The 26,775-nt window shown below is 39.2% G+C and carries 20 protein-coding genes and 5 tRNA genes; 20 read left to right on the forward strand and 5 right to left on the reverse strand.

The annotated features are described in order from the left end of the window. The first annotated feature begins 59 nt into the window (after positions 1-59). The 7 genes from I6F48_RS02665 (at position 60) to purF (ending at position 10,466) form a co-directional block, all read left to right on the forward strand. Positions 60-4,325: a FimV/HubP family polar landmark protein gene (locus I6F48_RS02665; protein ID WP_197118720.1), complete on the forward strand. Its 4,266-nt coding sequence runs from the start codon at positions 60-62 to the stop codon at positions 4,323-4,325. A gap of 148 nt (positions 4,326-4,473) precedes the next feature. Beyond that, positions 4,474-5,271, forward strand: a complete 798-nt coding sequence (truA, locus tag I6F48_RS02670) for a tRNA pseudouridine(38-40) synthase TruA (protein WP_007584098.1) — start codon at positions 4,474-4,476, stop codon at positions 5,269-5,271. 140 nt (positions 5,272-5,411) lie between these two features. Then, a complete protein-coding gene (gene accD, locus I6F48_RS02675; protein ID WP_007376856.1) occupies positions 5,412-6,287 on the forward strand; it encodes an acetyl-CoA carboxylase, carboxyltransferase subunit beta in 876 nt (291 codons plus the stop codon). Positions 6,288-6,312: 25 nt separating this feature from the next. Further along, entirely contained in the window at positions 6,313-7,578 is a 1,266-nt protein-coding gene (folC, locus tag I6F48_RS02680; RefSeq protein ID WP_024590974.1) for a bifunctional tetrahydrofolate synthase/dihydrofolate synthase, read from the forward strand. A gap of 11 nt (positions 7,579-7,589) precedes the next feature. Continuing rightward, entirely contained in the window at positions 7,590-8,231 is a 642-nt protein-coding gene (locus tag I6F48_RS02685) for an SPOR domain-containing protein (RefSeq protein WP_024590975.1), read from the forward strand. Positions 8,232-8,426: 195 nt separating this feature from the next. Further along, the gene (locus I6F48_RS02690) at positions 8,427-8,921 is read left to right on the forward strand and encodes a CvpA family protein (protein ID WP_007376853.1); all 495 of its coding nucleotides are present in this window, start codon (positions 8,427-8,429) and stop codon (positions 8,919-8,921) included. A gap of 18 nt (positions 8,922-8,939) precedes the next feature. Continuing rightward, a complete protein-coding gene (gene purF, locus I6F48_RS02695) occupies positions 8,940-10,466 on the forward strand; it encodes an amidophosphoribosyltransferase (protein WP_007580920.1) in 1,527 nt (508 codons plus the stop codon). Positions 10,467-10,582: 116 nt separating this feature from the next. Here the strand turns inward: purF and I6F48_RS02700 are convergent, their stop codons facing one another. Beyond that, on the reverse strand, positions 10,583-11,182 hold the full coding sequence (locus I6F48_RS02700; protein ID WP_007580923.1) for a Yip1 family protein: 600 nt from the start codon (positions 11,180-11,182) through the stop codon (positions 10,583-10,585). A gap of 206 nt (positions 11,183-11,388) precedes the next feature. Here I6F48_RS02700 and miaE point away from each other — a divergent pair, with 206 nt between their 5' ends. Continuing rightward, positions 11,389-12,150 (forward strand): tRNA isopentenyl-2-thiomethyl-A-37 hydroxylase MiaE, encoded by a 762-nt coding sequence (gene miaE, locus I6F48_RS02705; RefSeq protein WP_010553847.1) that lies wholly within the window; start codon positions 11,389-11,391, stop codon positions 12,148-12,150. Here miaE and I6F48_RS02710 read toward each other — a convergent pair. The 3 genes from I6F48_RS02710 to I6F48_RS02720 all read right to left on the reverse strand — a co-directional run bounded on the left by I6F48_RS02710 (position 12,147) and on the right by I6F48_RS02720 (position 14,312). Next, the gene (locus I6F48_RS02710) at positions 12,147-12,941 is read right to left on the reverse strand and encodes a substrate-binding periplasmic protein (protein ID WP_165741005.1); all 795 of its coding nucleotides are present in this window, start codon (positions 12,939-12,941) and stop codon (positions 12,147-12,149) included. The two genes, miaE and I6F48_RS02710, sit on opposite strands and share 4 nt — an antisense overlap. Before the next feature lie 54 nt (positions 12,942-12,995). Beyond that, positions 12,996-13,733 (reverse strand): UDP-2,3-diacylglucosamine diphosphatase, encoded by a 738-nt coding sequence (locus tag I6F48_RS02715; RefSeq protein WP_197118721.1) that lies wholly within the window; start codon positions 13,731-13,733, stop codon positions 12,996-12,998. Positions 13,734-13,820: 87 nt separating this feature from the next. Next, positions 13,821-14,312, reverse strand: coding sequence for a peptidylprolyl isomerase (locus tag I6F48_RS02720; RefSeq protein WP_197118722.1), 492 nt, complete (start codon positions 14,310-14,312; stop codon positions 13,821-13,823). Between the two features lie 155 nt (positions 14,313-14,467). Between I6F48_RS02720 and cysS the strand changes: the two genes are divergently transcribed. Continuing rightward, complete coding sequence (gene cysS / locus I6F48_RS02725; RefSeq protein ID WP_197118723.1) at positions 14,468-15,847, forward strand: cysteine--tRNA ligase; 1,380 nt, start codon at positions 14,468-14,470, stop codon at positions 15,845-15,847. Positions 15,848-15,918: 71 nt separating this feature from the next. Here cysS and folD read toward each other — a convergent pair whose 3' ends face one another. Next, positions 15,919-16,773: a bifunctional methylenetetrahydrofolate dehydrogenase/methenyltetrahydrofolate cyclohydrolase FolD gene (folD, locus tag I6F48_RS02730; protein ID WP_002958348.1), complete on the reverse strand. Its 855-nt coding sequence runs from the start codon at positions 16,771-16,773 to the stop codon at positions 15,919-15,921. 352 nt (positions 16,774-17,125) lie between these two features. Between folD and I6F48_RS02735 the strand changes: the two genes are divergently transcribed. From I6F48_RS02735 to I6F48_RS02785, 11 genes are all read left to right on the forward strand, one after another. Continuing rightward, positions 17,126-17,202 (forward strand) — tRNA-Pro (locus tag I6F48_RS02735). 55 nt (positions 17,203-17,257) lie between these two features. Beyond that, positions 17,258-17,334: transfer RNA gene (locus I6F48_RS02740), tRNA-Arg, on the forward strand. A 23-nt stretch (positions 17,335-17,357) separates the two neighbouring features. Beyond that, a tRNA-His gene (locus tag I6F48_RS02745) sits at positions 17,358-17,433 on the forward strand. Positions 17,434-17,447: 14 nt separating this feature from the next. Continuing rightward, a tRNA-Pro gene (locus tag I6F48_RS02750) sits at positions 17,448-17,524 on the forward strand. Positions 17,525-17,594: 70 nt separating this feature from the next. After that, a tRNA-Pro gene (locus I6F48_RS02755) sits at positions 17,595-17,671 on the forward strand. A gap of 378 nt (positions 17,672-18,049) precedes the next feature. Then, positions 18,050-19,354, forward strand: coding sequence for a trigger factor (gene tig, locus I6F48_RS02760; protein ID WP_007580935.1), 1,305 nt, complete (start codon positions 18,050-18,052; stop codon positions 19,352-19,354). A 164-nt stretch (positions 19,355-19,518) separates the two neighbouring features. Continuing rightward, positions 19,519-20,136, forward strand: a complete 618-nt coding sequence (clpP, locus tag I6F48_RS02765) for an ATP-dependent Clp endopeptidase proteolytic subunit ClpP (protein WP_007580937.1) — start codon at positions 19,519-19,521, stop codon at positions 20,134-20,136. 135 nt (positions 20,137-20,271) lie between these two features. Further along, positions 20,272-21,555 carry an ATP-dependent protease ATP-binding subunit ClpX gene (gene clpX / locus I6F48_RS02770; protein WP_002958344.1) on the forward strand — a complete coding sequence of 428 codons (1,284 nt, stop codon included), beginning with the start codon at positions 20,272-20,274 and terminating at the stop codon, positions 21,553-21,555. Positions 21,556-21,706: 151 nt separating this feature from the next. Beyond that, a complete protein-coding gene (gene lon, locus I6F48_RS02775) occupies positions 21,707-24,076 on the forward strand; it encodes an endopeptidase La (protein ID WP_197118724.1) in 2,370 nt (789 codons plus the stop codon). 183 nt (positions 24,077-24,259) lie between these two features. Next, a complete protein-coding gene (locus I6F48_RS02780; RefSeq protein WP_157823336.1) occupies positions 24,260-24,550 on the forward strand; it encodes an HU family DNA-binding protein in 291 nt (96 codons plus the stop codon). Between the two features lie 171 nt (positions 24,551-24,721). Then, positions 24,722-26,623: a SurA N-terminal domain-containing protein gene (locus I6F48_RS02785; protein ID WP_197116710.1), complete on the forward strand. Its 1,902-nt coding sequence runs from the start codon at positions 24,722-24,724 to the stop codon at positions 26,621-26,623. Positions 26,624-26,775: the final 152 nt, after the last annotated feature.

A 26,775-nucleotide genomic window follows, 5' to 3' on the forward strand; every position in this document is an offset into this window, starting at 1 on the left:
AATATTTATGCACTTAAGCTTTAAGTGTTTTGTTAATATTTAAATATTAAAGGATCAGCATGCGCGGTTTAGTTACACTTATTATATTAGCGTCTGCATTGATAGTAACGCCAGTTTACTCTCAAGACAGTACCCAATTAAAGGGGCCTAAAGGCGTTGACTATGGTGCGCAAGGGCGATCTATTGGGCCAATTAAACCAACAGACACACTTTGGCGTATAGCGGCTAAAGTGCGCCCAGATAACTCCGTCAGCATTTATCAAGTTATGCAGGCCTTGTATAACAAAAACCCCAACTCATTTTTAGAACAAAATCTTAATCATATTCAAAATGGTGCCTATTTAAAAATCCCTACTTTAGCCGAAATAAAAGGTGTAAATACACAGCTTGCAAAACAACGCTCAGAGCAAGATGATGCATTATGGGAAAAGAAAAAAAATGGCACACTTACGCAAAGCGAAATTACCTCAGCACAAACAAAAGTAACCCAAGCTCGTAAAGTCGACGTAGATGATGCCAAAAAAGAGATACAGAAAGAATTAAATGAAATAAAAACAGAGCAAAGTACTAAGCTGGTTGAGTTACAACAACAATTTAAAAATTCTGTAAGCAATGTAGAAGAAATTTTAGTTGAGAATAATAATCTTAAAAAACAATTATCAGGTATTTCAAACGAACTCGAAAACTTACGCTTACAGTTAGGACAAGACAGTGAAATTCAAAATCAATTAAAAGAACTAATTGTTAAGCAAAACGAGATTATTGCACAGCAAAAAAAACAAGAGATAGTACCAAAAGAATCGTTTGATTTAAGCTCATTATTTTCAAATCCGATAGTGCTGGGTTTATTAATGTTTATTCCTGGGCTACTGATTATTTTTGCAATTGTTATGTTTTTACGCAAACGAGCAAGTAATCAAGAAGAGCCACAAAACGATGATGACTTTTTACCACAAACCCCAATTTACACTGGCGATGATGATTTAGGCCCAAGTTTAAATGACGATCCAATTGTACCCGACCCTTTAGATGACTTGAGTGTTCAACTTGATGATAATCTCGAAAATGATATGTTGCCTGATGATGATTTAGATGACGGCCTAGATGATTTTTCAGGTGGTGAGAATTTACTCGATCAGGATGAGCTTGAAAGTCTACTAAGTGATGACATTGTTTTTGATGATGAAAATACCGATGACGATGATGAACTCGATATTTTTATGCAGCAAGGGTTTGATCAACCTTCAGATGAAAACGCTGAAGATATTGATTTAGACTTATCTGATGACTCAATAAACAATGATGAAATTCTAACTAATGACGATTTAGATAGCTTGTTTGATGAAGACGATAGTCTACCTGAGTTTGATGCACAGCAAACAAGCGAAGCTTTAGAGGATGATAGCTTAGAGTCTCATGATGAAATGGCGGCTTTAAGTGAGGAGCTTGCAGATGATGATAATTTTGATATAGATGAATTATTAGATCAAACATCAACAGAATTAGATACCTCAAATAACACTTCAGCTGAACTTGATACAAGCGACGACTTTGATTTAGACGATATAGATAGCTTAATTGATGAAGCGAATGACCCAAAAAGTGATGTGGTAGATGACTCAATTGATGCAGAGTTACTCGACGAAGATGAACTTCTAGAAGAAAGCGACGATTTTGATTTAGATGACATAGATAGCTTAATTGATGAAGCAGCGGTTGACACTGCAGATGATTCATTAGTTGAGGAAAGCGACGATTTTGATTTAGATGACATAGATAGCTTAATTGATGAAGCAGCGGTTGACACTGCAGATGATTCATTAGTTGAGGAAAGTGATGACTTTGATTTAGACGACATAGATAACCTAATTGATGAGGCAGCAGTTGATACTGCAAATGATTCATTAGTTGAGGAAAGTGACGACTTTGATTTAGACGACATAGATAGCTTAATTGATGAGGCAGCAGTTGATACTGCAAATGATTCATTAGTTGAGGAAAGTGATGACTTTGATTTAGACGACATAGATAACCTAATTGATGAGGCAGCAGTGGATACTGCAAATGATTCATTAGTTGAGGAAAGTGACGACTTTGATTTAGACGACATAGATAGCTTAATTGATGAGGCTGCAGTAGATACTGTAGATGATTCATTAGTTGAACAAAGCGATGATTTTGATTTAGACGACATAGATAACCTAATTGATGATGAACTAAAAAATTCAGATGTAAGAGATTCAGAAATTGATAATGCATTAGCAGACTCAGTTGAGGATTTAGCAGATGCTCAAGAAGAATTAAATGTTGATGATATTGAGTCGCTTGCTTCATCATTAAATGAAGAACCCGAGCTTGACGATGAGCCTGAACTTGCAGAAGAACCTGAGCTTGAAGAAGAACCTGAGCTTGAAGAAGAGCCTGAGCTTAAAGAAGAGCCAGAGCTTGAAGAAGAGCCGGAGCTTGAAGAAGAGCCGGAGCTTGAAGAAGAGCCAGAGCTTGAAGAAGAGCCAGAGCTTGAAGAAGAGCCAGAGCTTTCAGAAGAACTTGAGCCTTTAGAAGAGCCAGAGCTTGAAGAAGAGCCAGAGCTTGAAGAAGAGCCAGAGCTTGAAGAAGAGCCAGAGCTTGAAGAAGAGCCAGAGCTTGAAGAAGAGCCAGAGCTTGAAGAAGAGCCTGAGCTTGAAGAAGAACTTGAGCCTTTAGAAGAGCCAGAGCTTGAAGAAGAGCCAGAGCTTGAAGAAGAACCAGAACTTGTAGAAGAGCCTGAGCTTGCAGAAGAGCCTAAGCTTGAAGAAGAGCCAGAACTTATAGATGTAACGGTTGATGATTTTTCAGACACATCAGAGTCGCTTCTTGATCCTGAAGATGCACTTGAAGAATACACAGATGATACTTTAAAGAGCGTTGATGAGCTTTTAAGTGAGCTACAACAGGCCACTGATGACGACTATATAGAAACACCTGATTGGTCTTTAGATGAGCTTGATGATGATCTTGAAGAAATAGAAGTTGATCTTGGTGACGATCCGCTAGCGGGCGACGATGACTCAGATCTTACTGAAATTGAAGAGCAGCTTGATAGCGAGCTTGTAACGCCAAGTGAAGAGTTGGATGAATATCCTGAACTTGAATTAGACGATGATCAATCATTATTAGAGAATGAGCCTTCGTTTGAGCCGCAAGAGCTTAAAGGAGATGCATCGGGTGATGAAAATGCAGTAGCACTTAGTCAAACAGAGAAAGATCTCGCAAATGCGCTTATGGCAGATGGTGATTTAGATAGTTTAGAAGATGATTTTGATGATGAACTATTAATTGATAATGACTTCTCTGAATTAGAAACTGAAACGGAGATTGAAGATGAGTCGCTTGATGATGATTTACTTCAAGAAATTAATAATGAGGTTGATTCTGTTGAACCACCAAGTATTGAAGATGACATCAAACCTCTTAACCTTGATGAAGTTCAAGAAACATTAGAAAGTGAGTTGCCATTTACCCCTGAAGAATTACAAGGGGATGATTTAGATGGTGAGGCACCGGGAGTCGCTTCCAGCCAAGCTGAGCAAGATTTAGCAAACGCACTTATGGCAGATGCTGATTTAGATAGTTTAGAAAATGATTTTGATGATGAGATTTTAATTGAAAATGATTTTTCTGAATTAGATGCTGAATTTGACGAAGATAGTTTAGAGCAAGCGCTAACTGATGAGTTATCAGACGAATCGCAAGAGCAAACAAATGCAGAGCGCGAAGCACAGTTAACAAGCTTAGATGAAGTGGGTAGCACTGATATTAGCTCTGACGACGAACTTGATGAAGAGTTTATGTCGAATTTGACGCAAACTGATTTTGATTCATTACTTAGTGAGTTAGCAGAGCCTGAAGACTTAAGTGTTGATGACAGCAGTGAATTTGATGTTGACTTTGACAGCTTGCTAAAAGAAGACTTAGAGACAGATGATTCATTAACTACAAAAGAGTCACTTGTTGAAGGTAGTGATGTTGAGCAACTTGATAATGACGAATTTGTAGATATTGATTCATTATTAGAAGAAAGTGACGACGCTGAACTTGAACACGAACCTTACACCGACGTTAATATGGATGTCGGTTTGAGTGAGTTTGATGCATTACTTGCAGGTGATAACCCAACGGATGTTGATGCTGAAAGTGGTGGCTACTCAGCTAAACTTGATTTAGCGCGTGCTTATATTGAAATTGATGATTTTGATTCTGCGCTTAAAGTTATTGAGGATGTCATTAACAAAGGTCCTGAAGAAGTTCAAGAGGAAGCACTTAGCTTAAAAGCTAAACTAAAATAATTAAAATGTTTATAAGAACCCGTATCTAGCTTAGCTAAATACGGGTTTTTTTATGTGTATTGGTTTGATTACGACAGGTCTCCTTTTATTGCATCGTTAGATAGCATAAAATGCCTCGTTCATTAGCACAGTAGGTAAAACGGTAATTATGCGAGTAGCACTTGGAGTTGAATACAACGGCGCACGTTATAGTGGTTGGCAGCGTCAATCACATGTAAATAGCGTACAGCAAGAAGTAGAAAAAGCGTTGTCGCGTATTTGTAATCATCCTGTTGAAGTTATATGTGCAGGGCGTACAGATGCTGGTGTGCACGGTACAGGCCAAGTAATACACTTTGAAACGCAAGCCGATCGCGATATGGTCGCATTTACACTAGGTATGAATACTTTAATGCCTAAAGATATTGCTATTCGCTTTGCCCAACCGGTTGCTGATGACTTTCATGCCCGTTTTAGTGCTACAGCTCGTCGTTATCGCTATGTTATTTATAACTCCCCCCTACGAGGTGCGGTATTAAACGAGGGGGTTACGCATTTTCATCATCATCTTGATGAAACAAAGATGCAAGAGGCGTGTCAGTACTTAATAGGTAAACACGATTTCACCTCTTTTAGAGCGATACATTGCCAAGCGAATACACCGACAAGAACAATTCATCATCTGTCGGTACAGCGCCAAGGTACTTACGTTATTATTGATATTAAAGCGAATGCATTTTTACATCACATGGTACGTAATATCACAGGCAGCTTAATGGATGTTGGTTTACATAAACAACAACCTATATGGATAAAAGAGCTACTTGATTGTAAAGAACGCGCAAAGGCCAGTGCTACCGCTAAGGCTGCTGGTTTGTATTTAGTGGATGTTGACTACCCTGAGCAATTTAATATTCCTCAAACACCTTTAGGCCCTTTATTTTTGCCTGATATAGATGTGGTATAAGTACTTTTTATGAGCACTTTTAACTACTAAGACCAGTTTTTTATACCGCGTTAGTGTAATTCATGTTTTAATTGAAAAAATTTGTCTGCTAATTGCTATTAGCAGGCTCGCGACACAGAACAGTATTAAGAGAGTTGCAAATGAGTTGGCTAGAAAAAATCTTACCTAAAACGACAAAATCATCAGGTCGTAAAGAAATCCCAGAAGGTGTTTGGGCTAAGTGTACATCGTGTGATTCAATTTTATATAAAGCTGAATTAGAAAAGTCGTTAAACGTATGTCCTAAGTGTGATCACCACATGCGTGTTAGTGGCCGTAAGCGCCTAGAGCACTTTTTAGATGAAGGTGATCGTCAAGAGCTTGGTACACAACATGAGCCTAAAGACATTCTTAAGTTTAAAGATTCTAAGAAGTACTCTGACCGTATCAGTGCAGCCCAAAAAGCAAGTGGTGAAAAAGATGCACTTGTCGCTATGAAAGGCCGATTAAAAGGTATTCCAGTGGCAGCGGTAGCATTTGAGTTCTCATTTATGGGTGGTTCAATGGCTTCTGTTGTTGGCGCTCGCTTTGTTGATGCTGTTGATCAATGTTTAGAGCATAACATGCCGCTTATTTGTTTTTCTGCATCAGGCGGAGCACGTATGCAAGAAGCGCTTATGTCGCTTATGCAAATGGCTAAAACAAGTGCTGCACTTGCAAAAATGACGGAAAAAGGTCTTCCATTTATTTCAGTAATGACCGACCCGACAATGGGTGGTGTATCTGCATCACTTGCTATGCTGGGTGATATTAACGTTGCTGAACCTAAAGCGTTAATTGGTTTTGCAGGTCCTCGTGTTATTGAGCAGACTGTTCGCGAAACATTACCTGAAGGTTTTCAGCGTAGTGAATTTTTGCTAGAACATGGTGCAATTGACATGATTATTGACCGCCGTGAAATGCGCGATACCCTTGCACGCATTTTAGCTAAATTTATGAACTTGCCTTCTACGGAACAAGAGCATAGAGTAGCGTAAATTTCAGCTTTACTGATTACACGCTATGACAAAAACAATTCCTAGCCAATCATCAAGCCTTGATGATTGGCTTTTTTATTTAGAAAGTGTTCACCCAGCTAACATTGCAATGGGCCTAGAACGAGTTGCTAATGTTGCCAACAATATTGGCCTTTTAAACACTCCAAGTAAAATTATTCTTATTGCCGGTACAAACGGTAAGGGCACCACTGCACGTTGCTTAGAGTCGCTATTGCTAGCGCAAGGTTTTAGCGTGGGTACTTACGCATCTCCTCATTTAATTCGTTATAACGAGCGTGTACGAGTTAATGGCGAAGAACTGGCAGACCAATTTCATATAGATGCTTTTCACCAGCTTGAGCAAGGCCGTAAAGACACTCCTTTGACTTATTTTGAATATGGTACTTTGGGTGCGTTGGCAATTTTTAAACGCTGTAAGGTCGATTATGTATTACTAGAGGTTGGTCTAGGCGGGCGCTTTGATGCTACAAATATAGTAACTCCCTTTGCAAGCGTGATCACCACTATCGATTTAGATCATAAAGAGTACTTAGGTGATACACGAGAGTTAGTGGCTTATGATAAAGCCGGTATTTTTCGTGAAAATACGCCTGCTATTATAGGGGATTTAAATATTCCTCACACAATGACTGATTACGGCAAAGAAATTAATGCCAATATGACGTTGTCGGGCAGTGACTTTATTTTCAAAGAGAATGCTGAGAGCTTTAATTGGCAATATAAAGAACATAATCTTGTAATAGATAAGCCAGCAATACCGTGTCAAAATGCAGCAACTGCGTTAACTGCGCTAAGTGTTTTAAGCTTATTACCTAGTGAGCAAGTCATACGAAGTTGCCTCGCTAATTTAGTTGTAGAAGGGCGGTTTCAGCAGTTAAGCGCTGAGCCTTTAGTCTTTACCGATGTAGCACATAACCCTGAGTCGGCGCGTTATTTAGCCAATAAGTTATCAAGCTATAAAGATAAAGGCTTTAAAATTCATGCATTAGCCGCTATGCTTGCTGATAAAGATAAAGTGGGTGTACTTAAAGAAGTAAGTCACTTGGTCGATGAGTGGTCATTAGCGAGCTTAAGTGGTCCGCGAGGCGACACTGCAAGTAATTTACAAAATGCGCTGCAGGGTATATCTCATCATAATACTATCAATAGCTATGATAGTGTGGCACAGGCACTGAGTGTAATTTTACCAAAACAACAAAGTGATACTATGTTGATTGTATTTGGTTCATTTTTTACAGTGGCCGGCGCTATTAATTACTTTAAAAAATAGAGAGGATGTCGGTGAACTCAAGTTTTATTAATCGCTTAGTCGGAACAAGTATAGTAGTGATCGCAGCAATTGTGTTTATCCCTAATATACTCGATGGCGAAAAAGTGCATTATAAAGAGGGCTTTAAAGCGATACCTGATCGCCCTGAGTTCAAAACAATCGATCTTCAAGAGTCAATTGATGAAAACATGGCTAATGCTGAGCCACTAAAACAAGATGAAATTGAAGATATTCAAGCTGACGATGAAGCTTTTGAGCAGCAAAACGCTATGGATGAGAGTGACTACGCTGTAGAGAATAAAGTTGTTGAAGCGACTATTGAACCCAAAGCTACACCGATCACTAAGGCACCGGTTCAGGCTAAACCAAAACCTATTGCGCCTCGTAAAAGTGATGAAAACCTAACAAGTATGGCTTACGTTATTCAATTAGGTAGTTTTTCACATGTTGCAAATGTAAAAGCATTACAGGCTAAATTAAAAGTTGAAGGGTTTAAAACGTTTACTAAACCGATTAAAACCCCAAATGGGACGTTAACCAAGGTATTTGTTGGTCCTTCGCTTGATAAAAATGAATTACAAAAGCAGCTTCCCCAGCTGAAAGAGCTTACTAAATTAAATGGTAAAGTTACGCAATACGAAGTAACAAAATAATTAAAAAAAGGCTTGTATCACAAGCCTTTTTTTATTTATTTATATTTGTTTTTACCATTATCTTTATCTCACAATACCCATTCTATAATGTTAATTTTTTGTATTGACTACAACCCAGTAATCTCCCGTTTAAACTTGCATACTAACGATGTTTGGGTATAGAATGCGCCCCAAATTAGCGACTAATTGGTTCTTATGATCTGGGTTGATTACGCCATTATTGGCATCATTGCATTGTCTACCATCATCGGTTTAATACGCGGCTTTGTAAAAGAAGCAATGTCATTAGCGGTATGGGCTGGCGCCTTTATCATCTCTAGCTTATTTTACCAATATTTAGCTTCCTTCCTAACAACCATTTCTGAACCCCTTTTAAGAAATGCTGCGGCCATAGCCATATTATTCTTTGCGACGCTACTGTTAGGCGGTTTACTAAACTATATTTTAGGTGAGCTTGTACATCGTACTGGTTTATCGGGTACCGACCGTGTCTTTGGCATAGTGTTTGGTGCTCTACGAGGCGTGTTGGTCGTGAGCGCGTTACTCTTCTTTCTTGATGCTTTTACTGGTGCACCCAATACGCACTGGTGGGGCAATTCTATTTTGATTCCAGAATTTGGCTTTGTTGTTGAATGGTTCTTCTCGTACCTAGAAAACAACTCGAGCTTTTTAAATTCAGTAAACCGTTAATCGGCGAGGATAAATTACATGTGTGGTATCGTTGGAATAGTCGGAACATCCCCTGTGAATCAGGCGATTTATGATGGCTTAACTGTTTTGCAGCACCGTGGTCAAGATGCCGCGGGTATCATTACCATTGAGAATAATACGTTTAGCTTGCGCAAAGCAAATGGCTTAGTGAAAGATGCCTTTCACACACGTCATATGAAACGACTACAAGGTACAATTGGTCTTGGCCATGTGCGCTATCCTACAGCAGGATCTTCAAGCTCATCTGAAGCACAGCCTTTTTATGTTAACTCACCGTTTGGTATAGCACTTGCCCATAATGGCAACCTTACTAATGCAGAAGCTTTAAAAGAGCAGCTATTCTCTGAAGCACGTCGTCACGTTAATACAACATCAGACTCTGAAATTTTACTTAATATCATGGCACACGAATTAAGCAAATCTGATAAGTTGCATTTAGACCCTGAAGATATTTTTACTGCGGTAACCGAAGTAAACAATAAAGTAAGCGGTGGTTATGCAACTATTGCTATGATTATCGGCCACGGCATTGTTGCTTTTCGCGACCCTAATGGTATTCGCCCGCTTGTATTTGGTAAACGCGAAACCGAAAAAGGTACTGAGTACATGTTTGCCTCAGAAAGCGTTGCATTGAAACCGGACGGTTTTGAGTTTGTTCGTGATGTAGCCCCTGGTGAAGCTATATATGTTACAGAAGAAGGTGAATTCCATTCACTTAGTTGTGCTGATAAGGCATCTTACTCGCCGTGTATTTTTGAATTTGTTTATTTTGCTCGACCTGACTCAACAATAGACCGTATGTCTGTGTACGCAACACGCGTAAACATGGGGACTAAACTAGGCGAAAAAATTGCACGTGAATGGGCTGACAAAGATATTGATGTAGTTATCCCAATCCCAGAAACTTCATGTGATGTAGCACTGGAAATCGCACGTGTACTTGATTTACCGTATCGCCAAGGTTTTGTTAAAAACCGTTATATTGGTCGTACATTTATCATGCCTGGCCAAGAGATGCGTAAAAAATCAGTGCGTCAAAAGCTAAACGCAATTGATCGCGAGTTTAAAGGTAAAAACGTATTATTAGTTGATGACTCAATTGTTCGTGGTACAACATCAGCACAAATTGTTGAAATGGCCCGAGAGTCTGGCGCTAAAAACGTTTACTTTGCATCAGCGGCACCTGAAATACGCTTCCCTAATGTGTACGGTATTGATATGCCTTCAGCCGCTGAGCTTATTGCTCACGGACGTGAAGTAGAAGATATTAATGCAAGTATTGGTTCTGACGGTTTAATCTTTCAATCGTTAAAAGATTTAATTGCTGCGGTTAGCCAAGAAAACCCTGAAATTACTAAGTTTGAAACTTCAGTATTTGATGGCCAATATATTACTGGCGATATTGATCAAAACTATTTAAACCGTATTGATAAGCTACGTAACGATTCAGCAAAAAGCACCCGCGAAAGTGCAATGTCTTCAGGTTTAGAAATACACAACCAAGACGAAAACGAAGCTGATTAATGATTAGTTAATAAAAAGTCGTTACACAAAAAAAAGGAGCTAATTAGCTCCTTTTTTGCGAAGGAAAGAAAGGGAACATTTCTATCAAACATGACTCTTTTTTTAGGTGAAATTTATTAAGTAAACATTGGGCTAACAATCCCATTAGTCCAAAGCATAGCTGTTACAGCTAAAATAATAACCAGTAATATTAATCCACACGTTACTACCGAGCTGGCGTAAATAAAGCCGCGCTCTTCTGGGATATGCATAAGTATTGGTACGCCGGTGTAGAGTAAATAAACCGAGTAAGCCAGTGCAATAATTCCAATACACACTACAAACCAAAGTACAGGCCAAAAAGCGGCGAGTGCCGACATAAACACTGGTGTTGCAGTATATGCTGCAAGTTCAAGTGTTTGTGTAAATGTAGGTTTAGAGCCAAATGTAACCGCCATCCAATGGGCTAAATACGCCAATGCAAAAACACCCGCTATTAAAGCAAAATACATTGCACCTGCAATTAGCAGTGCACTATCGTGCGTTAAAAATACGGGATTGCCTGCACCTATGCTCCATCCTAAATAAACAGATGAGTAGTAGCCCATTATTGAAGGAAATAAAGCAATCAGTAAAATATGCGACAAACTATAGGTTAAACTTTCATGGCGATTATCTATTGTTTGCCATTCTTCAAGTGGGTGAGCATAAATGCCCCAGAGGTGATTTAGTATCATAGTACTTACTCCATAAAAGGAACGTATTATTGTTTTGGTTGATTTATTTTTATACAGTCTATGTACAGTTATGGTTCACTTATTTTGCAAAGTCAAGTTAACTCGTTATTAACATTTAGACGCAGATAAGGGCTTTGATTTATCCCAAGCAAAATTTCGTGTTAAAATAACGGTCTATCAAATTTATTTAGTAATGAGCAGTCAACGTGCCACATAGCCAACTTTTAGAGCCGATTAATAACTTTTTATTGTGTACCACCCCAGAGCAATGGGTGGAGCAAGCAATTAAAAAAGAAAACTTATCAGTCATTTTAATAGATCACTTAATTTGTGAATTAAAAGCAGCTCAAAGTGCGATGTTTTTAATACGTAAATACGCGGTAGATAAAGAGGGTAGTGATGCATTACTCGAGTGGCTAAAGCCATTTGAAACGCTTATTTACAAACGAGAAGGGAATTGGCGCGATCTGGCTGCTAAAAATAAGCTCACTAAATCAATAATTCCTAAATCGAGTTCTCCATACGGGCAAGGTCTAATCGATAAAATGGTTTTGCTGATAAAAGAAGAGCTGCATCACTTTTATCAAGTGCTCGAAATTATGGACGAGTACGGTGTTGAGTATCAAAGTATTACACCATGTCGTTACGCAAAAGGTATGCTTCGTCATGTTAAAACGTTCGAGCCCGATGCATTAGTCGATAAGCTAATAGTAGGCGCTTATATTGAGGCGCGTTCGTGTGAGCGTTTTGCAAAGCTTGCACCGCATGTTGACAAACGTTTAGGTGATTTTTATATTTCGTTGCTACGTTCAGAAGCGCGTCATTACCAAGATTATTTAACTCTAGCGCAAGAAATTGCTGATTTTGATATTACCGATCGCGTAAACTTTTTTGGTGAAAAAGAAAAAGAGTTAATTTCGACAACCGATACTGATTTTAAATTTCACAGCGGTGTTCCCACTGTTTAAATACCCTCATTTTCTTTTAAAAAATTAATATATTCTGCTATTTTCTGATTGCTGAAATTATGTTTTTTCATAATTTTAGCAATGCGTCCATTTTTAGTTATTATATCAATTCCTCTATTAAATTTTTGTAAGTATTCTTTGGCTCTATAATTTGATTTAGAGACAACTAAATATAGTTTATGAGAAGCAAGATCTGGCGATAAGTACTCAATATTATTATCATCTGAATCTTCGGTTTTAGTGTGTTCAAGCCAATAATTTCCAACCTCTTTAGTACCCGCGACTAAATCAATACGCCCTTGTTGTAGTAAATATAAGCTTGTAGGAAGGCTTTTAGTGGACGTTATTGCCAGCTCCCTATTTCTAGCAAACTCTTGGCTTACAAAGGCATTGTCTTCTGTGCCAATACTATAAGGTGTTAATGATTGAACTGTACCATCGAAACTAATAACACTCTCTTTTCGTTTGAAAACTCCTGAGTGAGCAACTGCAAGTGGACGAGAGTAGTAAAAAACTTCATTTCTTTTTAATGAATAAAAAGCACCTAAAATAGCGGTTTTTCTGTTTTTTTCTAATAGCTTTAAAGCGCGATCCCATGTCGTGAATTCTGGTTCGCTATTAATACCTTGCGTTTTAAGCGCTGATTCGGCTATTTCATATAGCCAGCCATTACTAGGTAGGTTTTCGCTAAAATAGGGAGGGTAGTTTTCTGTAACAATTTGCCATGTTTGCTTGCTAAATACTTGTGTAGGAATGGCAATTACTACGATGAAAATTAACAGCTTAATCATTCAACCTCTCACTATTATTCATATATATAGATAAATAATAGTCAGAATTTTAAATTATGCGAAAGGCGTGCTAATTAATTCTTGTGATTGAGGGGTAACGACTAAATAAGAGCCTTGGGTATACCAGTCACCTAGCACTGTGCGAGTAAGTGTTTGTTCATTAACTTTATACGTATGAACATTAGGGCGGTGAGTATGACCATGAATCATATTCGTAACGTTATGTTTGGCAAAGGTGGCAAGTACAGCCTCATCGACAACGTCTAAAATTTCGATAGGTTTATCAGCTTGGCTTAACTTACTTTTTTTGCGGGCATTACGCGCTATTTTTTTACGATACCAAAGCGGCATTGCAAGCATCAATTTTGGCCACCACCAACCACGGCTCTTTTTACGAAAGTTTTGATACTCAGTATCTTGAGTGCACATTTCGTCGCCATGTAAAATAACGGTAGGCGTACCATATAAGTCAATGACTGTTTGCTCATCAAGTAATGTCATTGCGGCCATGTCGGCATATTGCTTACGCATAATGAAATCACGATTGCCATGTATAAAATAAACAGGTGTGCCACCATCATTAACGGCGGTTAAATGTTTTGCTACATCGGCACTCAGTGCAGTAATGTAGTCATCTCCAACCCATACTTCAAAAAAATCACCTAAAATATAAAGTGCATCTACATCTTTATTTAGTATATGTGTATTTAAAAAATCAAAAAATGCAGCGCTAATGTCGGGGCGGTTTTCGCTTAGGTGTAAATCTGCAATAAAGTAAGTTTGGCGAGTCATAGGTCAGTCTATTCTAGTTTTAAAAAAACGGGCATATACTAATAGTACACACCCGCTTATATACTCACATAATATGAGTAAACGTTACTAGTTAACAGTAACGCTTTCGATGATCACATCTTCAAGAGGTACGTCTTGGTGAAAACCAGTACTACCTGTTGCAACTGCTTTAATCTTATTTACTACGTCCATGCCTTCTACTACTTCAGCAAAAACACAATAACCCCAACCTTGCGATGTTTCGCTGCTGTGGTTTAAAAAGTCGTTGTTGTTCACGTTAATGAAAAACTGTGCTGTAGCTGAATGAGGATCAGGTGTACGTGCCATAGCTAAAGTACCTACTTTATTAGACAGGCCGTTATTAGCTTCATTCTGAATTGGGTCGTTTACGTCTTTTTGTTCCATACCTGGAACAAAACCACCGCCTTGAACCATAAAACCATCGATTACACGATGAAATATAGTGCCGTTGAAAAAATCAGCATTTGCATACTCTAAAAAGTTTTTAACTGTGTTTGGAGCTTCTTTCTCAAACATTTTAATGGTGATGTCACCAAAATTAGTGTGTAGAACAACCATGTGTTTTCCTATATCCGGTTTAAATATTGGCGCTATTTTATCGTAGTTGGCTAAGATTAACAAAGTAGATGTTTGGTTTGTTATAAAGCGCTAGAGCAGGGGCTTTTCAAGTGGTAACATAACTGTTCAAGTAAATAGTCAAGGACTCAAAGTAAATGGTAAATATATACAACACACTCACGCGACAAAAAGAGCAATTTAAACCTATGGTCGAAGGAAAAATCGACATGTATGTGTGTGGTATCACCATTTATGATTACTGTCATATTGGACACGCACGTACTTTTGTTGGTTTTGACGTTATTGTGCGCTACTTACGTCATATTGGTTACGATTTAAAATATGTGCGTAACATTACAGATATCGACGATAAAATAATTAAACGTGCGAACGAAAATGGCGAGTCAATAAACGACTTAACTGTGCGCATGACTAAAGCAATGCATGAAGATTTTGATAGCTTAAACATGCTGCGCCCTGACGTAGAGCCAACAGTTACAAGCCATATGGACGAAATTATCGTTATGGTTAAACGTTTGATTGAAAAGGGTCATGCTTATGTTGCTGCCGACGGCGATGTATTGTTTGATGTATCAACGTTTGAGCAATACGGTGCGCTTTCTCAGCAAGATTTAACGATGCTGCAATCAGGTTCTCGCGTTGAAGTAGCGCAAGACAAAGACGATCCACTTGATTTTGTTTTATGGAAAAAAGCAAAAGCAGGTGAGCCATCATGGTCATCACCGTGGGGTGAAGGGCGACCGGGTTGGCATATCGAATGTTCGGCAATGAGCTCAAAGCATCTAGGTGAACATTTTGATATTCACGGTGGGGGTTCTGACTTACAGTTTCCACATCATGAAAATGAAATTGCGCAATCGTGCTGTGCCAATAACGGCAAGTATGTGAATACATGGATTCATACTGGCATGGTGCAAGTAAACAAAGAAAAAATGTCTAAATCGTTAGATAACTTTTTTACTGTACGTGAAGTTTTAAAAGCATACGATCCTGAATCTGTTCGTTACTTTTTAATTTCAGGCCATTACCGCAGCCAACTAAATTACTCGCAAGAAAATTTAGACCAAGCGCGTTCATCACTTGAACGTATTTATACAGCGCTTCGTGATGTAGAACCTGTAGAGTGTGATTTAGAAGGCAATGAGTTTGTTGCTAAATTTAGAAAAGCAATGAATGACGACTTTAATACACCAGAAGCACTACCTGTGTTGTTCGAACTTGCTAAAGAGTTAAACCGCGTGAAAGACACTGATGCAGGTCAAGCTGGCAAATTAGCGTTTATACTGCGCAGCCTTGGTGAAGTGCTAGGGGTTGCTCAACAAGCACCGGAGGCTTTTTTACAAGGCGGACAAGATGACGACGAAGTTGCGACAATTGAAGCATTAATTGTAAAACGTAATGAAGCACGTGCGAGTAAAAACTGGGCTGCTGCTGATGAAGCACGTGATGCGCTTAATGCGTTAGGTGTAATACTTGAAGATTCAGCCGGTAAAACAACGTGGCGTAAAGCATAAGCGTTTAAAATAATACACGTTAAACTAAAAAAGGGTTGCCAAATGGCAACCCTTTTTAATTTTTTAACAGCTTAGCTGTGATATTTCTCACACGCTTCAAGTGTGTTTTCAATTAAGCTAGCGACCGTCATCGGGCCAACGCCACCTGGTACAGGTGTAATAAAATGCGCTTTTTGTTCAGCCACACTGTATTGAACATCACCAACTAATTTACCCGTATCTAAACGGTTAATACCCACATCGATAACGATAGCGCCTTCTTTTATCCAATCTCCAGGTATAAATTCAGGTTTACCTACAGCCACAACTAATAAGTCAGCGCGGCGAACATGAGTTTCTAAGTCTTGAGTAAACTTATGGCACACTGTGGTAGTACAACCGGCTAATAAAAGCTCTAGCGACATAGGACGACCAACAATGTTTGATGCGCCAACGACAACTGCATGCATCCCTTTATAACGTACACCCGTTGAATCAAGTAATGTAATTATACCTTTTGGCGTACATGGACGAAGCGCAGGCATACGCTGTGCTAATCGACCAATGTTATATGGATGAAATCCATCAACATCTTTATGTGGGGTAATGCGTTCTAAAATCTTTTCAGCATCAAGACCTTTTGGCAGTGGTAACTGCACTAAAATTCCATCAACTTCGGCATCATTATTTAGCTCGTCAATTAAATCTAAAAGAGTTTGCTCTTGTGTGTCTGCTGGTAAATCAAATGATTTAGAGATAAAGCCTACTTCTTCACAGGCTTTACGCTTTGAACCAACATAAACTTGGCTTGCAGGATCAAGTCCTACAAGTACTACTGCAAGTCCTGGTGCACGTAAACCATTTGCTACACGTTCACTTACGCGTTCTGCTACAGCGCTACGTACTTGTTTTGCGATTGCCTTACCATCAATGATGTTTGCCGTCATGGGTGACCTTTAATTGGGGTTAATTAACTAGATACCGATACTCTAAAAACGAATGCATAATAAAATAGGGGTAAAAATGCTAATAAAGAAAACATACTCTTTATTTAACTCGTTTTATAATGTGCCTACTATTTTCGCAGAAAAGCATAGCAGCGCCAAGTTGCTTTTAATGTATATAACATTTGAGTTATTAAATAGTTTAAATTTCAGCCTACTATTGTAATATTTAACCATTGTGCACTAAAAATGAGCACTTGATTGGTTTTATTAAAAAAACGTTTGACCTAACCCCGTCAAATCACTATTATGCACCCCGTTGTCAACGAGGTCACTCGCTAACAATAATAAGTTTCGGCGATTAGCGCAGTTTGGTAGCGCACTTGGTTTGGGTCCAAGGGGTCGCAGGTTCAAATCCTGCATCGCCGACCATTTTTATAATTTATTATAATCGAATAGCTTATTGGTAAACTATGAAGTTTTCGATGCGCCCATAGCTCAGCTGGATAGAGCAACGCCCTTCTAAGGCGTGGGTCGAAGGTTCGAATCCTTCTGGGTGCACCATTTGAAAACATGTAAATATAGCGGTGATTGTAGCTCAGTTGGTAGAGCCCCGGATTGTGATTCCGGTTGTCGTGGGTTCGAGCCCCATCAGTCACCCCATTTACAACGAATATCGGCGATTAGCGCAGTTTGGTAGCGCACTTGGTTTGGGTCCAAGGGGTCGCAGGTTCAAATCCTGCATCGCCGACCATTTTTTTAAAATGGTCTTAAACTCTCAGTTTAAGTGTTCAGTATGAAAAAAGAAGTTAACTCTTCAATGTCGGCGATTAGCGCAGTTTGGTAGCGCACTTGGTTTGGGTCCAAGGGGTCGCAGGTTCAAATCCTGCATCGCCGACCATTTTCTTATCTAATAAGAATAATAAGTAAATTCCTCTAAGTTATAAATCTAAATCTGTTAGCCTATAATTCTATTAAATAATTTCTACTTTAATCCATTCAATGCCTAGTTAGCCTGTTTTTTATTCAGTTAGTCTCTATAGTCCCTTATCTAGTCCAAATAATTGCCCCCTATACTCGACTATCATAAATATTAGGTTATAATGCCGCGTCTATTGTTTAACATAGTGCCCGAAGGGCAAAGCAGCAATGGTATCTCATGGTAGCGACGGATGCTTTTAAGTGTGAAAAACCGCTTAAACTTTATCAAGACTCATGCAGATCACTTTGTTTGTAAAGGAAGGCGAACAGTCGCCAAAATTGAATATTGAGGTAAATCATGCAAGTTTCTGTTGAGACGACCCAAGGCCTTGAGCGCCGTATAACTATCACCGTTCCTTCAGAGAACGTTGAGACCGAAGTAAAAAAACGCCTACAACAACTGTCAAAAACACAGCGTATAGATGGTTTCCGTGCTGGTAAAGTTCCAGTATCTGTAATTAACAAGCGTTTTGGCCCTGCAGTTCGTCAAGAAGTTGCTGGCGAAGTAATGCAACGTAATTACATTGAAGCAATCGTTTCTGAAAAAATCAATCCAGCTGGCGCGCCTACATTCGCACCTAAATCACTTGAAGCAGGTAAAGATTTAGAATTCTCAGCAACGTTTGAAGTTTACCCTGAAGTTGAAGTTCAAGGTTTAGATAAAATTACTGTTGAGAAACCAGCGGTAACAGTGACTGACGAAGATTTAGCTAACATGCTAGAAACACTTCGTAAGCAACACGCAGCGTGGGCTGATGTTGATGCAGCTGCTGGCGAAAACGACCGTGTAACAGTTGATTTCGTAGGTACTATCGACGGTGAAGTATTTGAAGGCGGCAAAGCTGAAGACTTCCCATTAGAACTTGGCCAAGGTCGTATGATCCCAGGTTTTGAAGATAACATCGTAGGTAAAAAAGCAGGCGAAGAAGTAGTTGCTGATGTAACTTTCCCTGATGATTACCACGCTGAAAACTTAAAAGGTAAAGCGGCTCAATTCACTATCACAGTGAAAAAAGTTGAAGCGCAAGAATTACCAGAATTAAGCGAAGAGTTTGCAACTAAATTCGGTGTTACCGAAGGCGGCGTAGACGCGCTTAAAGAAGAAGTTAAAAAGAACATGACACGTGAGCTAGACCAAGCGGTTAAAGCAAGCGTTAAAGACCAAGCAATCAAAGGTCTTTTAGCTAACAACGAAATCGAAGTGCCTAAAGCACTTGTTGATCAAGAAGTTGATGCTCTACGTCAGCAAGCAGCTCAACGTTTTGGCGGCGACGCTCAAAACATGCCAGAGCTTCCAGCTGAATTGTTCCACGAGCAAGCTGTAACACGTGTTAAAACTGGCCTTTTATTAGGTGAAGTGATTAAAGCTAACGAGATTAAAGTTGATGACGCTAAAGTTGAAGCATTAATCGCAACGGTAGCTTCTGCATACGAAGATCCAACTGAAGTAGTAGAATACTACAAAGGTAATGATCAACTTATGCAGCAAATGCGTAATGTAGCAATGGAAGAGCAAGCTGTTGAAGCTATTTTAGCTAAAGCAGTTGTTACTGATGTTGAAAAAGCATTTGATGACATCATGAATCCACAGCAAGGTGCTTAATAAGTCATTGACTTAAGCTCTCGCTAACGATTAAATGGCTCGTGCTACTCTGTTTATACAGCGTGCCCGGGCCATTTTAGTTTTTGGCTCTAAATTTGCGAAAAACGATAACTATGCTTCCTTATAATAAGGATAAGTATAAGCGCATAAGGAATTAAATAAGTATGAATACTGGTATTACAGATCCCCTAAATGCATTGGTCCCAATGGTTGTTGAACAAACACCGAAAGGCGAGCGCTCGTATGATATTTATTCGAGATTATTAAAAGAGCGTATTATCTTTTTAACAGGTCAAGTTGAAGACAACATGGCAAATCTGATTTTAGCGCAAATGCTATTTTTAGAATCAGAAAATCCTGATAAAGATATCTTTTTATACATCAACTCACCAGGTGGTTCAGTAACTGCGGGTATGGCTATTTACGACACAATGAACTTCATCAAACCAGATGTAAGTACAATATGTGTAGGTCAAGCTGCAAGCATGGGTGCTTTTTTACTTACTGCTGGCGCTAAAGGTAAGCGTTTTTGCCTACCAAACTCACGTGTGATGATTCACCAACCATTAGGTGGTTTCCAAGGTCAAGCATCTGACTTTGAAATACATGCTAAAGAAATTCTGTCTATTAAAGATAAGCTTAACCGCTTAATGGCTGAGCATACAGGCCAACCATTAGATATTATCTCTAAAGACACAGATCGTGATAACTTTATGAGTGCCACGCAAGCTGTAGATTACGGCTTGGTAGACTCTGTGTTTACAAATCGCGACAAAAAGTAAGCGCTTGGCGAACAGGATTGCCTGTTTGCCACTTTGAGTTACTATGCGAAAACCAATAAATTTTGGTATAGTTAAAGCGTATTGAAATAGCCGCCAACAGTTTTGGTGGCCAACGTAATAAAATGAGGTAGCTGAATGTCTGACACTCCTACAGACGGCGACAAAAGTAATAAATTGTTATACTGCTCTTTTTGTGGCAAAAGCCAACATGAAGTGCGTAAATTAATTGCAGGCCCTTCAGTATACGTTTGTGATGAATGTGTAGAGTTGTGTAACGATATTATCAGGGAAGAGATCAAAGACATTGCTCCTAAGCATGATACGTCTGACAAACTACCTGTACCAAAAGAAATTCGTAAACACTTAGACGATTATGTTATTGGTCAAGATCATGCTAAAAAAGTATTGTCTGTTGCCGTTTATAACCATTATAAACGCCTACGTAACCAATCGACTAAGCAAGACATTGAATTAAGTAAAAGTAATATTTTGCTTATCGGCCCAACAGGTAGTGGTAAAACATTACTTGCAGAAACATTAGCGCGCCTACTTGATGTGCCGTTTACTATGGCCGATGCCACTACATTAACCGAAGCAGGTTATGTAGGTGAAGATGTTGAAAACATCATTCAAAAGCTTTTACAAAAATGCGATTACGATGTTGAAAAAGCGCAACGTGGCATTGTTTACATTGATGAAATTGACAAAATTTCTCGTAAATCAGATAACCCGTCAATTACACGTGATGTATCGGGTGAGGGCGTTCAACAGGCGCTACTTAAACTGATTGAAGGCACCGTTGCTTCTGTTCCACCGCAAGGTGGTCGTAAACATCCACAACAAGAGTTTTTACAAGTAGATACGTCTAAAATCTTGTTTATTTGTGGTGGTGCATTTTCAGGCCTAGATAAAGTAATTGAGCAACGTAGCCATAAAAATACCGGTATCGGTTTTGGCGTTAGCGTAAAAGAATCTGCGGCGAGTCGTTCTTTAAGTGAAACTTTTAAAGACGTAGAACCAGAAGATTTAGTTAAATACGGCTTAATTCCTGAGTTTATAGGTCGTTTGCCAGTAGTTGCTACGTTAACAGAACTTGACGAAGCTGCTCTTGTGCAAATATTGAGTGAACCTAAAAACGCGATTACTAAACAGTTCTCAGTATTGTTTGGTATGGAAGACGTTGAACTTGAGTTTCGCGATGATGCCTTAGCTGCGATTGCCCACAAAGCAATGGAGCGTAAAACAGGTGCACGTGGTCTTCGTTCAATCGTTGAAGGTGTGTTACTTGATACTATGTACGAACTTCCTTCAATGGATGACGTAAGCAAAGTGGTTATTGATGAAACCGTTATTAAAGGTGAGTCAGACCCAATCTTGATTTATGAAAATAATAAACAAGATAAAGCTGCATCAGAATAGTTTTTAAGCTATTTGAATGAAAAAAGGAGCCTTAGGCTCCTTTTTTTATAATTAATTTAATCGAGTATGGGAAAATTGTTGAACTTTAATTAGGTTATCCCCATATACTTGAGTAATCTTTAAAATAAATGAAGTGCGAAGAGAAACTATAATGACGCTTGAGAGAACCGACCGAGTCGAAATCCCAGTCCTTGCACTGCGCGATGTTGTGGTATACCCGCACATGGTGATCCCGCTTTTTGTTGGCCGTGAAAAATCAATAAAATGCCTAGAAGCGGCAATGGACAAAGACAAACAAATTTTCTTGGTTGCACAAAAAGATGCAACTGTAGATGAACCAGAGCAAGATGATATTTATCGTATCGGTACTATTGCCACTGTACTTCAGTTATTAAAATTACCAGACGGTACAGTTAAAGTTTTAGTTGAAGGTACACAGCGCGCACAAATTGAAGAATTTGTAGATAACGATGACTTTTTTGTTGCTAATGCTCAATTTATTGAATCTGATTCGGTAGATGAGAAAGAACAAGATATTTTTATTCGTAGCGCAATTAGCCAGTTTGAAGGCTATGTAAAGCTAAACAAAAAAATTCCACCTGAAGTACTAACTTCAGTTTCAGGTATTGATGAGCCAGCACGCCTTGCCGATACAATGGCAGCCCATATGCCGCTTAAAGTACCTGAAAAGCAAAAAGTGCTCGAAATTTCAAGCGTTACAGAACGTCTTGAATATTTAATGGCATTAATGGAAGGCGAAATAGACTTACTGCAAGTTGAGAAGAAAATTCGTACCCGCGTTAAAAAGCAGATGGAAAAGTCTCAGCGCGAGTATTACCTCAATGAGCAAATGAAAGCCATTCAAAAAGAGCTGGGTGAGCTTGACGATGTACCTGACGAATTTGAAGCACTTAAAAAACGCATCGAAGAATCGGGTATGCCAGCAGAGGCACAAGACAAAGCGACGACAGAGCTTAATAAGCTTAAGATGATGTCGCCAATGTCTGCAGAAGCGACTGTAGTGCGTTCATACATTGACACATTAATTAATGTGCCATGGAAAAAACGCTCTAAAGTGAAAAAAGACTTAGCGGGCGCGCAAAAAATTCTTGATAGCGATCACCACGGCTTAGATAAAGTAAAAGAACGCATTATTGAGTATCTCGCAGTACAACAGCGTACTAATAAGCTTAAAGGGCCAATTTTATGTTTAGTTGGGCCACCAGGTGTTGGTAAAACATCGCTTGGGCAATCTATAGCGCGTTCAACTGGTCGTAAGTATGTTCGTATGGCGCTTGGCGGCGTACGTGATGAAGCTGAGATCCGTGGTCATCGTCGTACATACATTGGTTCAATGCCAGGTAAGCTAATTCAAAACATGACAAAAGTGGGCGTTAAAAATCCACTGTTCTTGTTAGATGAAATCGACAAAATGTCATCCGACATGCGTGGCGACCCAGCATCAGCCCTTTTAGAAGTACTTGATCCTGAGCAAAACAGTCACTTTGCCGATCACTACCTCGAAGTAGATTACGATTTATCTGATGTTATGTTTGTAGCTACATCAAATAGCTTTAACATCCCAGGCCCATTATTGGATCGTATGGAAGTTATTCGCTTATCGGGTTACACCGAAGATGAAAAGCTAAACATTGCAAAAGAACACTTAATCACCAAGCAAGTTAAGCGCAATGGCTTAAAAGAGCATGAGATTGTAATTGATGATAGTGCAATTATTGGCATTATTCGTTATTACACGCGTGAAGCGGGTGTACGTAATTTAGAGCGCGAAATTTCAAAATTATGCCGTAAAGCAGTTAAAAATATCTTACTTGAAAAAGACACTAAAACAGTGACTATCAATCAAGATAACCTAGAAGACTTTTTAGGTGTGCAACGCTTTGATTATGGTAAAGCTGAAGATGGCGACCGTATTGGTCAAGTTACAGGTTTAGCATGGACAGAAGTTGGCGGTGATTTGCTAACAATCGAATGTGCCGCTGTACCAGGTAAAGGTAAACTTACTTATACCGGTTCACTGGGCGATGTAATGCAAGAGTCGATTCAAGCGGCAATGACGGTAGTACGTAATCGCGCAGATACATTTCGTATTAATAGCGATTTTTACGAAAAACGTGATATTCACGTTCACGTACCTGAGGGCGCAACACCTAAAGATGGTCCTAGTGCGGGCGCAGCAATGGTAACAGGTCTTGTATCTAGCTTAACGGGTAACCCTGTACGAGCAGATGTTGCAATGACCGGTGAAATTACGCTACGTGGTGAAGTTCTTCCTATTGGTGGCTTAAAAGAGAAATTATTGGCGGCGCATCGTGGTGGAATTAAAACAGTAATCATTCCAAAAATTAACGAACGTGACTTAAAAGAGATTCCAGAGAACGTGCTGGCAGGTCTTGATATTCACCCAGTTACTTGGATTGACGAGGTGTTAAAGCTTGCTTTAGTGCATCCTGTTGAGAGTTTTTCGGTCGAAACACCTAAAAACCAAGAAAAAAGCTAAAAAAAGTGCTTTTTAGGGCTTTTCAAATCTAAACGGTATGATAAGTTAAGCACTGGTTTTCAAGCCTAGCCCTTATGGGGCGTAGGCTTAAGAAAAATATAATCATGTGAGCATTAAAAGTTTGCTCTACAATTTTCAAAAAAGTGATGTTAGTTTAAAAAACCATCGCTCTTGATAATAACAATGAAAGAGGATGATATTGTGAATAAATCTCAATTAATCGATCAAATCGCAGCTGATGCTGACATTTCTAAAGCGGCTGCAGGTCGTGCACTAGATTCATTCATCGAATCTGTATCTGGCGCGCTAAAAGAAGGCGACTCAGTTGCACTTGTTGGTTTTGGTACTTTCTCAGTACGTGACCGTGCTGCACGTTCAGGCCGTAACCCGCAAACTGGTGAAACAATCCAAATTGCTGCTGCAACTATTCCTGCTTTTAAAGCCGGTAAAGCGCTTAAAGACGCAGTAAACTAATCACTGTTTTAAACACATTAGTTATGGCGAGTGCAAAGTTACTGATTCACCACAACAGATGAATTAAGTAACTTTACCGCCAGTTACTTCAAGTGAAAAAGCGTATCTGGTAAGATACGCTTTTTTTACATGTGACAAGGTAAAATACCTTGATCAAAAAGAGATAAACAAATGCTTGAGAAAATCAGAGAAGGTTCGCAAGGACCTGTAGCCAAAATAATTTTAGGCGCGGTGATTTTATCTTTTGCCTTAGCAGGGATCGGTAGTTACTTAGGTCAAACCACAGAACAACCCGTTGCTGAAGTAAATGGAATTAAAATTAGTCAAACCGATTTTAACCGTGCTTACCAAAATGAACGTAGCCGTTTAGAGCAACAATTTGGTGAATATTTTACACAAATTGCCGCTGATCCAAATTACATGGCGCAAATTCGCCAAGGTGTAGTTGACCGCTTAGTACAACAAGAATTGCAATCACAGCTAGCGGCTGATTTAGGCCTTCGCGTAAGCGACGAAAGTGTACGTAAAACAATTTTAGAACTACCGTACTTTCAAATTGGTGAAAAGTTTAATAACGATCGTTACTTACAAGTAATTCGTCAAATGAACTTTCAACCAGATGCTTTTCGTGAATACTTACGTAAAGATATGACACGTAGTCAGGTAGTATCTGCTGTTGCAGGTACAGACTTTGCCCTAGAGAGTGAGCTTAAAAGCGCAATTGCTCTGCAGCAGCAAACTCGTAGTATTGACTACTTAGTCATTAATAAAGAAGCGCTTGCCGCGGACGTAGAAGTATCAGAGCAAGAAGTGTCTGATTACTATGAGCTAAACGCATCACAATTTTTATCTCCAGAGCTTATTTCAGTAAGTTATATTGAGCTTAAAGCAGCAGATATTAATGTTGAATCGGTAACCGAGGATGACGTTAAAGCGTATTACGAGCAAAACAAAGCGCAGTACATAGAACCTGAAAAACGTCGCGTATCACATATCTTAATTGATAACAGTGAAGACGATGATGCAGCAAAAGAAAAAGCCAATGCACTTCATGCACAACTAGAGCAAGGTGCAGACTTTGCTGAGTTAGCACAATCATCATCTGACGATATCGTTAGTGGCGAAATGGGCGGCGACCTTGAATGGATTGAACGTGACGTAATGGACCCTGCATTTGAAGACGCGACTTTCGCACTGCAAAACAAAGGTGACATTTCTGAGGTTGTTGCTTCTGAGTTTGGTTATCACATAATTAAACTTACAGACATTCAACCACAACAAGTTAAAGCGTATGACGATGTTAAAGCTGACTTACGTGCTGAATTAGAACAAGCCGAAAAAGTAGATGCGTTTTACGAAAAGCAAACAGAAATGGGCGCACTTGCATTTGAAATTTCAGACCGCTTAGACGACGCTGCAGAAGTTGCTGAAGTGGAAGTTAAATCTACACCTCTTTTAGCACTTAATGCTCTACCAGAGCCGTTAAACAGCCCTGCAGTTGTAACAGCACTAACATCAGTTGATTTACTTGAAGATAAAGTAAACTCTGAAGTTATTGAGCTTGGTGAGGAGCATGCAATTATTGTTCGTATTAACGAGCATAAACCTGCTGCTACTAAAGCGCTGGATGAAGTAAGCGAGCAAATTAAAGCGCGTTTAGTTAATGAAAAATCATCTGAGCTTGCTAAAGAAAAAGCGCGTAGCTTATTTGCAGAGGTACAAGCAGGTAAGAGCTTAAACGATGTAGCAAACGAGCAAAGCTTGACGGTTCGTCAAGAAGCGCAGTTAACACGTCAAAGCTACACTGTTTCACCTGCTATTGTGACTCAAGCATTTAAAATGGCTCACCCAGCAGATTCTGCGGTAGTTGAGCTTGTTAATTTAAATAATGGTGATGCAGCAATTGTTGCGCTTAAGTCGGTAACAGATGCACAAGTTGCAGCTAATATTGACCCTCAAGCAAAACAAAGCATTACTATGGCGCAAGCTAATAAAAACTACATGGTATTTATTGAAGCGCTTAAAGCCAATGCTGAACTTAACTTACCAACGGCTACACAAACTGTTGAATAATTAATTTTAGCTCATAAAGAAAGGCGCTTTTAAAGCTGTCTCTTATACACAAATCCCTGCTAAGAAATTAGCGGGGATTTTTTTGAACTAAATCTCAATGTCATGATCAGATCTTCAAATCTTGTTTGAGGGCACATTATGATTAACGAACA

Source organism: Pseudoalteromonas sp. SWYJ118 (genome assembly GCF_015864505.1).
In the GTDB taxonomy this organism is placed as follows: domain Bacteria; phylum Pseudomonadota; class Gammaproteobacteria; order Enterobacterales; family Alteromonadaceae; genus Pseudoalteromonas; species Pseudoalteromonas arctica.

Excerpts from the sequence above, each read along its gene's own strand:
- I6F48_RS02665 (WP_197118720.1), top strand. The coding sequence starts at position 60 with ATGCGCGGTTTAGTTACACTTATTATATTAGCGTCTGCATTGATAGTA.
- truA (WP_007584098.1), top strand. The coding sequence starts at position 4,474 with ATGCGAGTAGCACTTGGAGTTGAATACAACGGCGCACGTTATAGTGGT.
- accD (WP_007376856.1), top strand. The coding sequence starts at position 5,412 with ATGAGTTGGCTAGAAAAAATCTTACCTAAAACGACAAAATCATCAGGT.
- folC (WP_024590974.1), top strand. The coding sequence starts at position 6,313 with ATGACAAAAACAATTCCTAGCCAATCATCAAGCCTTGATGATTGGCTT.
- I6F48_RS02690 (WP_007376853.1), top strand. The coding sequence starts at position 8,427 with ATGATCTGGGTTGATTACGCCATTATTGGCATCATTGCATTGTCTACC.
- purF (WP_007580920.1), top strand. The coding sequence starts at position 8,940 with ATGTGTGGTATCGTTGGAATAGTCGGAACATCCCCTGTGAATCAGGCG.
- I6F48_RS02700 (WP_007580923.1), bottom strand. The coding sequence starts at position 11,182 with ATGATACTAAATCACCTCTGGGGCATTTATGCTCACCCACTTGAAGAA.
- I6F48_RS02710 (WP_165741005.1), bottom strand. The coding sequence starts at position 12,941 with ATGATTAAGCTGTTAATTTTCATCGTAGTAATTGCCATTCCTACACAA.
- I6F48_RS02715 (WP_197118721.1), bottom strand. The coding sequence starts at position 13,733 with ATGACTCGCCAAACTTACTTTATTGCAGATTTACACCTAAGCGAAAAC.
- I6F48_RS02720 (WP_197118722.1), bottom strand. The coding sequence starts at position 14,312 with ATGGTTGTTCTACACACTAATTTTGGTGACATCACCATTAAAATGTTT.
- cysS (WP_197118723.1), top strand. The coding sequence starts at position 14,468 with ATGGTAAATATATACAACACACTCACGCGACAAAAAGAGCAATTTAAA.
- folD (WP_002958348.1), bottom strand. The coding sequence starts at position 16,773 with ATGACGGCAAACATCATTGATGGTAAGGCAATCGCAAAACAAGTACGT.
- tig (WP_007580935.1), top strand. The coding sequence starts at position 18,050 with ATGCAAGTTTCTGTTGAGACGACCCAAGGCCTTGAGCGCCGTATAACT.
- clpP (WP_007580937.1), top strand. The coding sequence starts at position 19,519 with ATGAATACTGGTATTACAGATCCCCTAAATGCATTGGTCCCAATGGTT.
- clpX (WP_002958344.1), top strand. The coding sequence starts at position 20,272 with ATGTCTGACACTCCTACAGACGGCGACAAAAGTAATAAATTGTTATAC.
- lon (WP_197118724.1), top strand. The coding sequence starts at position 21,707 with ATGACGCTTGAGAGAACCGACCGAGTCGAAATCCCAGTCCTTGCACTG.
- I6F48_RS02780 (WP_157823336.1), top strand. The coding sequence starts at position 24,260 with ATGAAAGAGGATGATATTGTGAATAAATCTCAATTAATCGATCAAATC.
- I6F48_RS02785 (WP_197116710.1), top strand. The coding sequence starts at position 24,722 with ATGCTTGAGAAAATCAGAGAAGGTTCGCAAGGACCTGTAGCCAAAATA.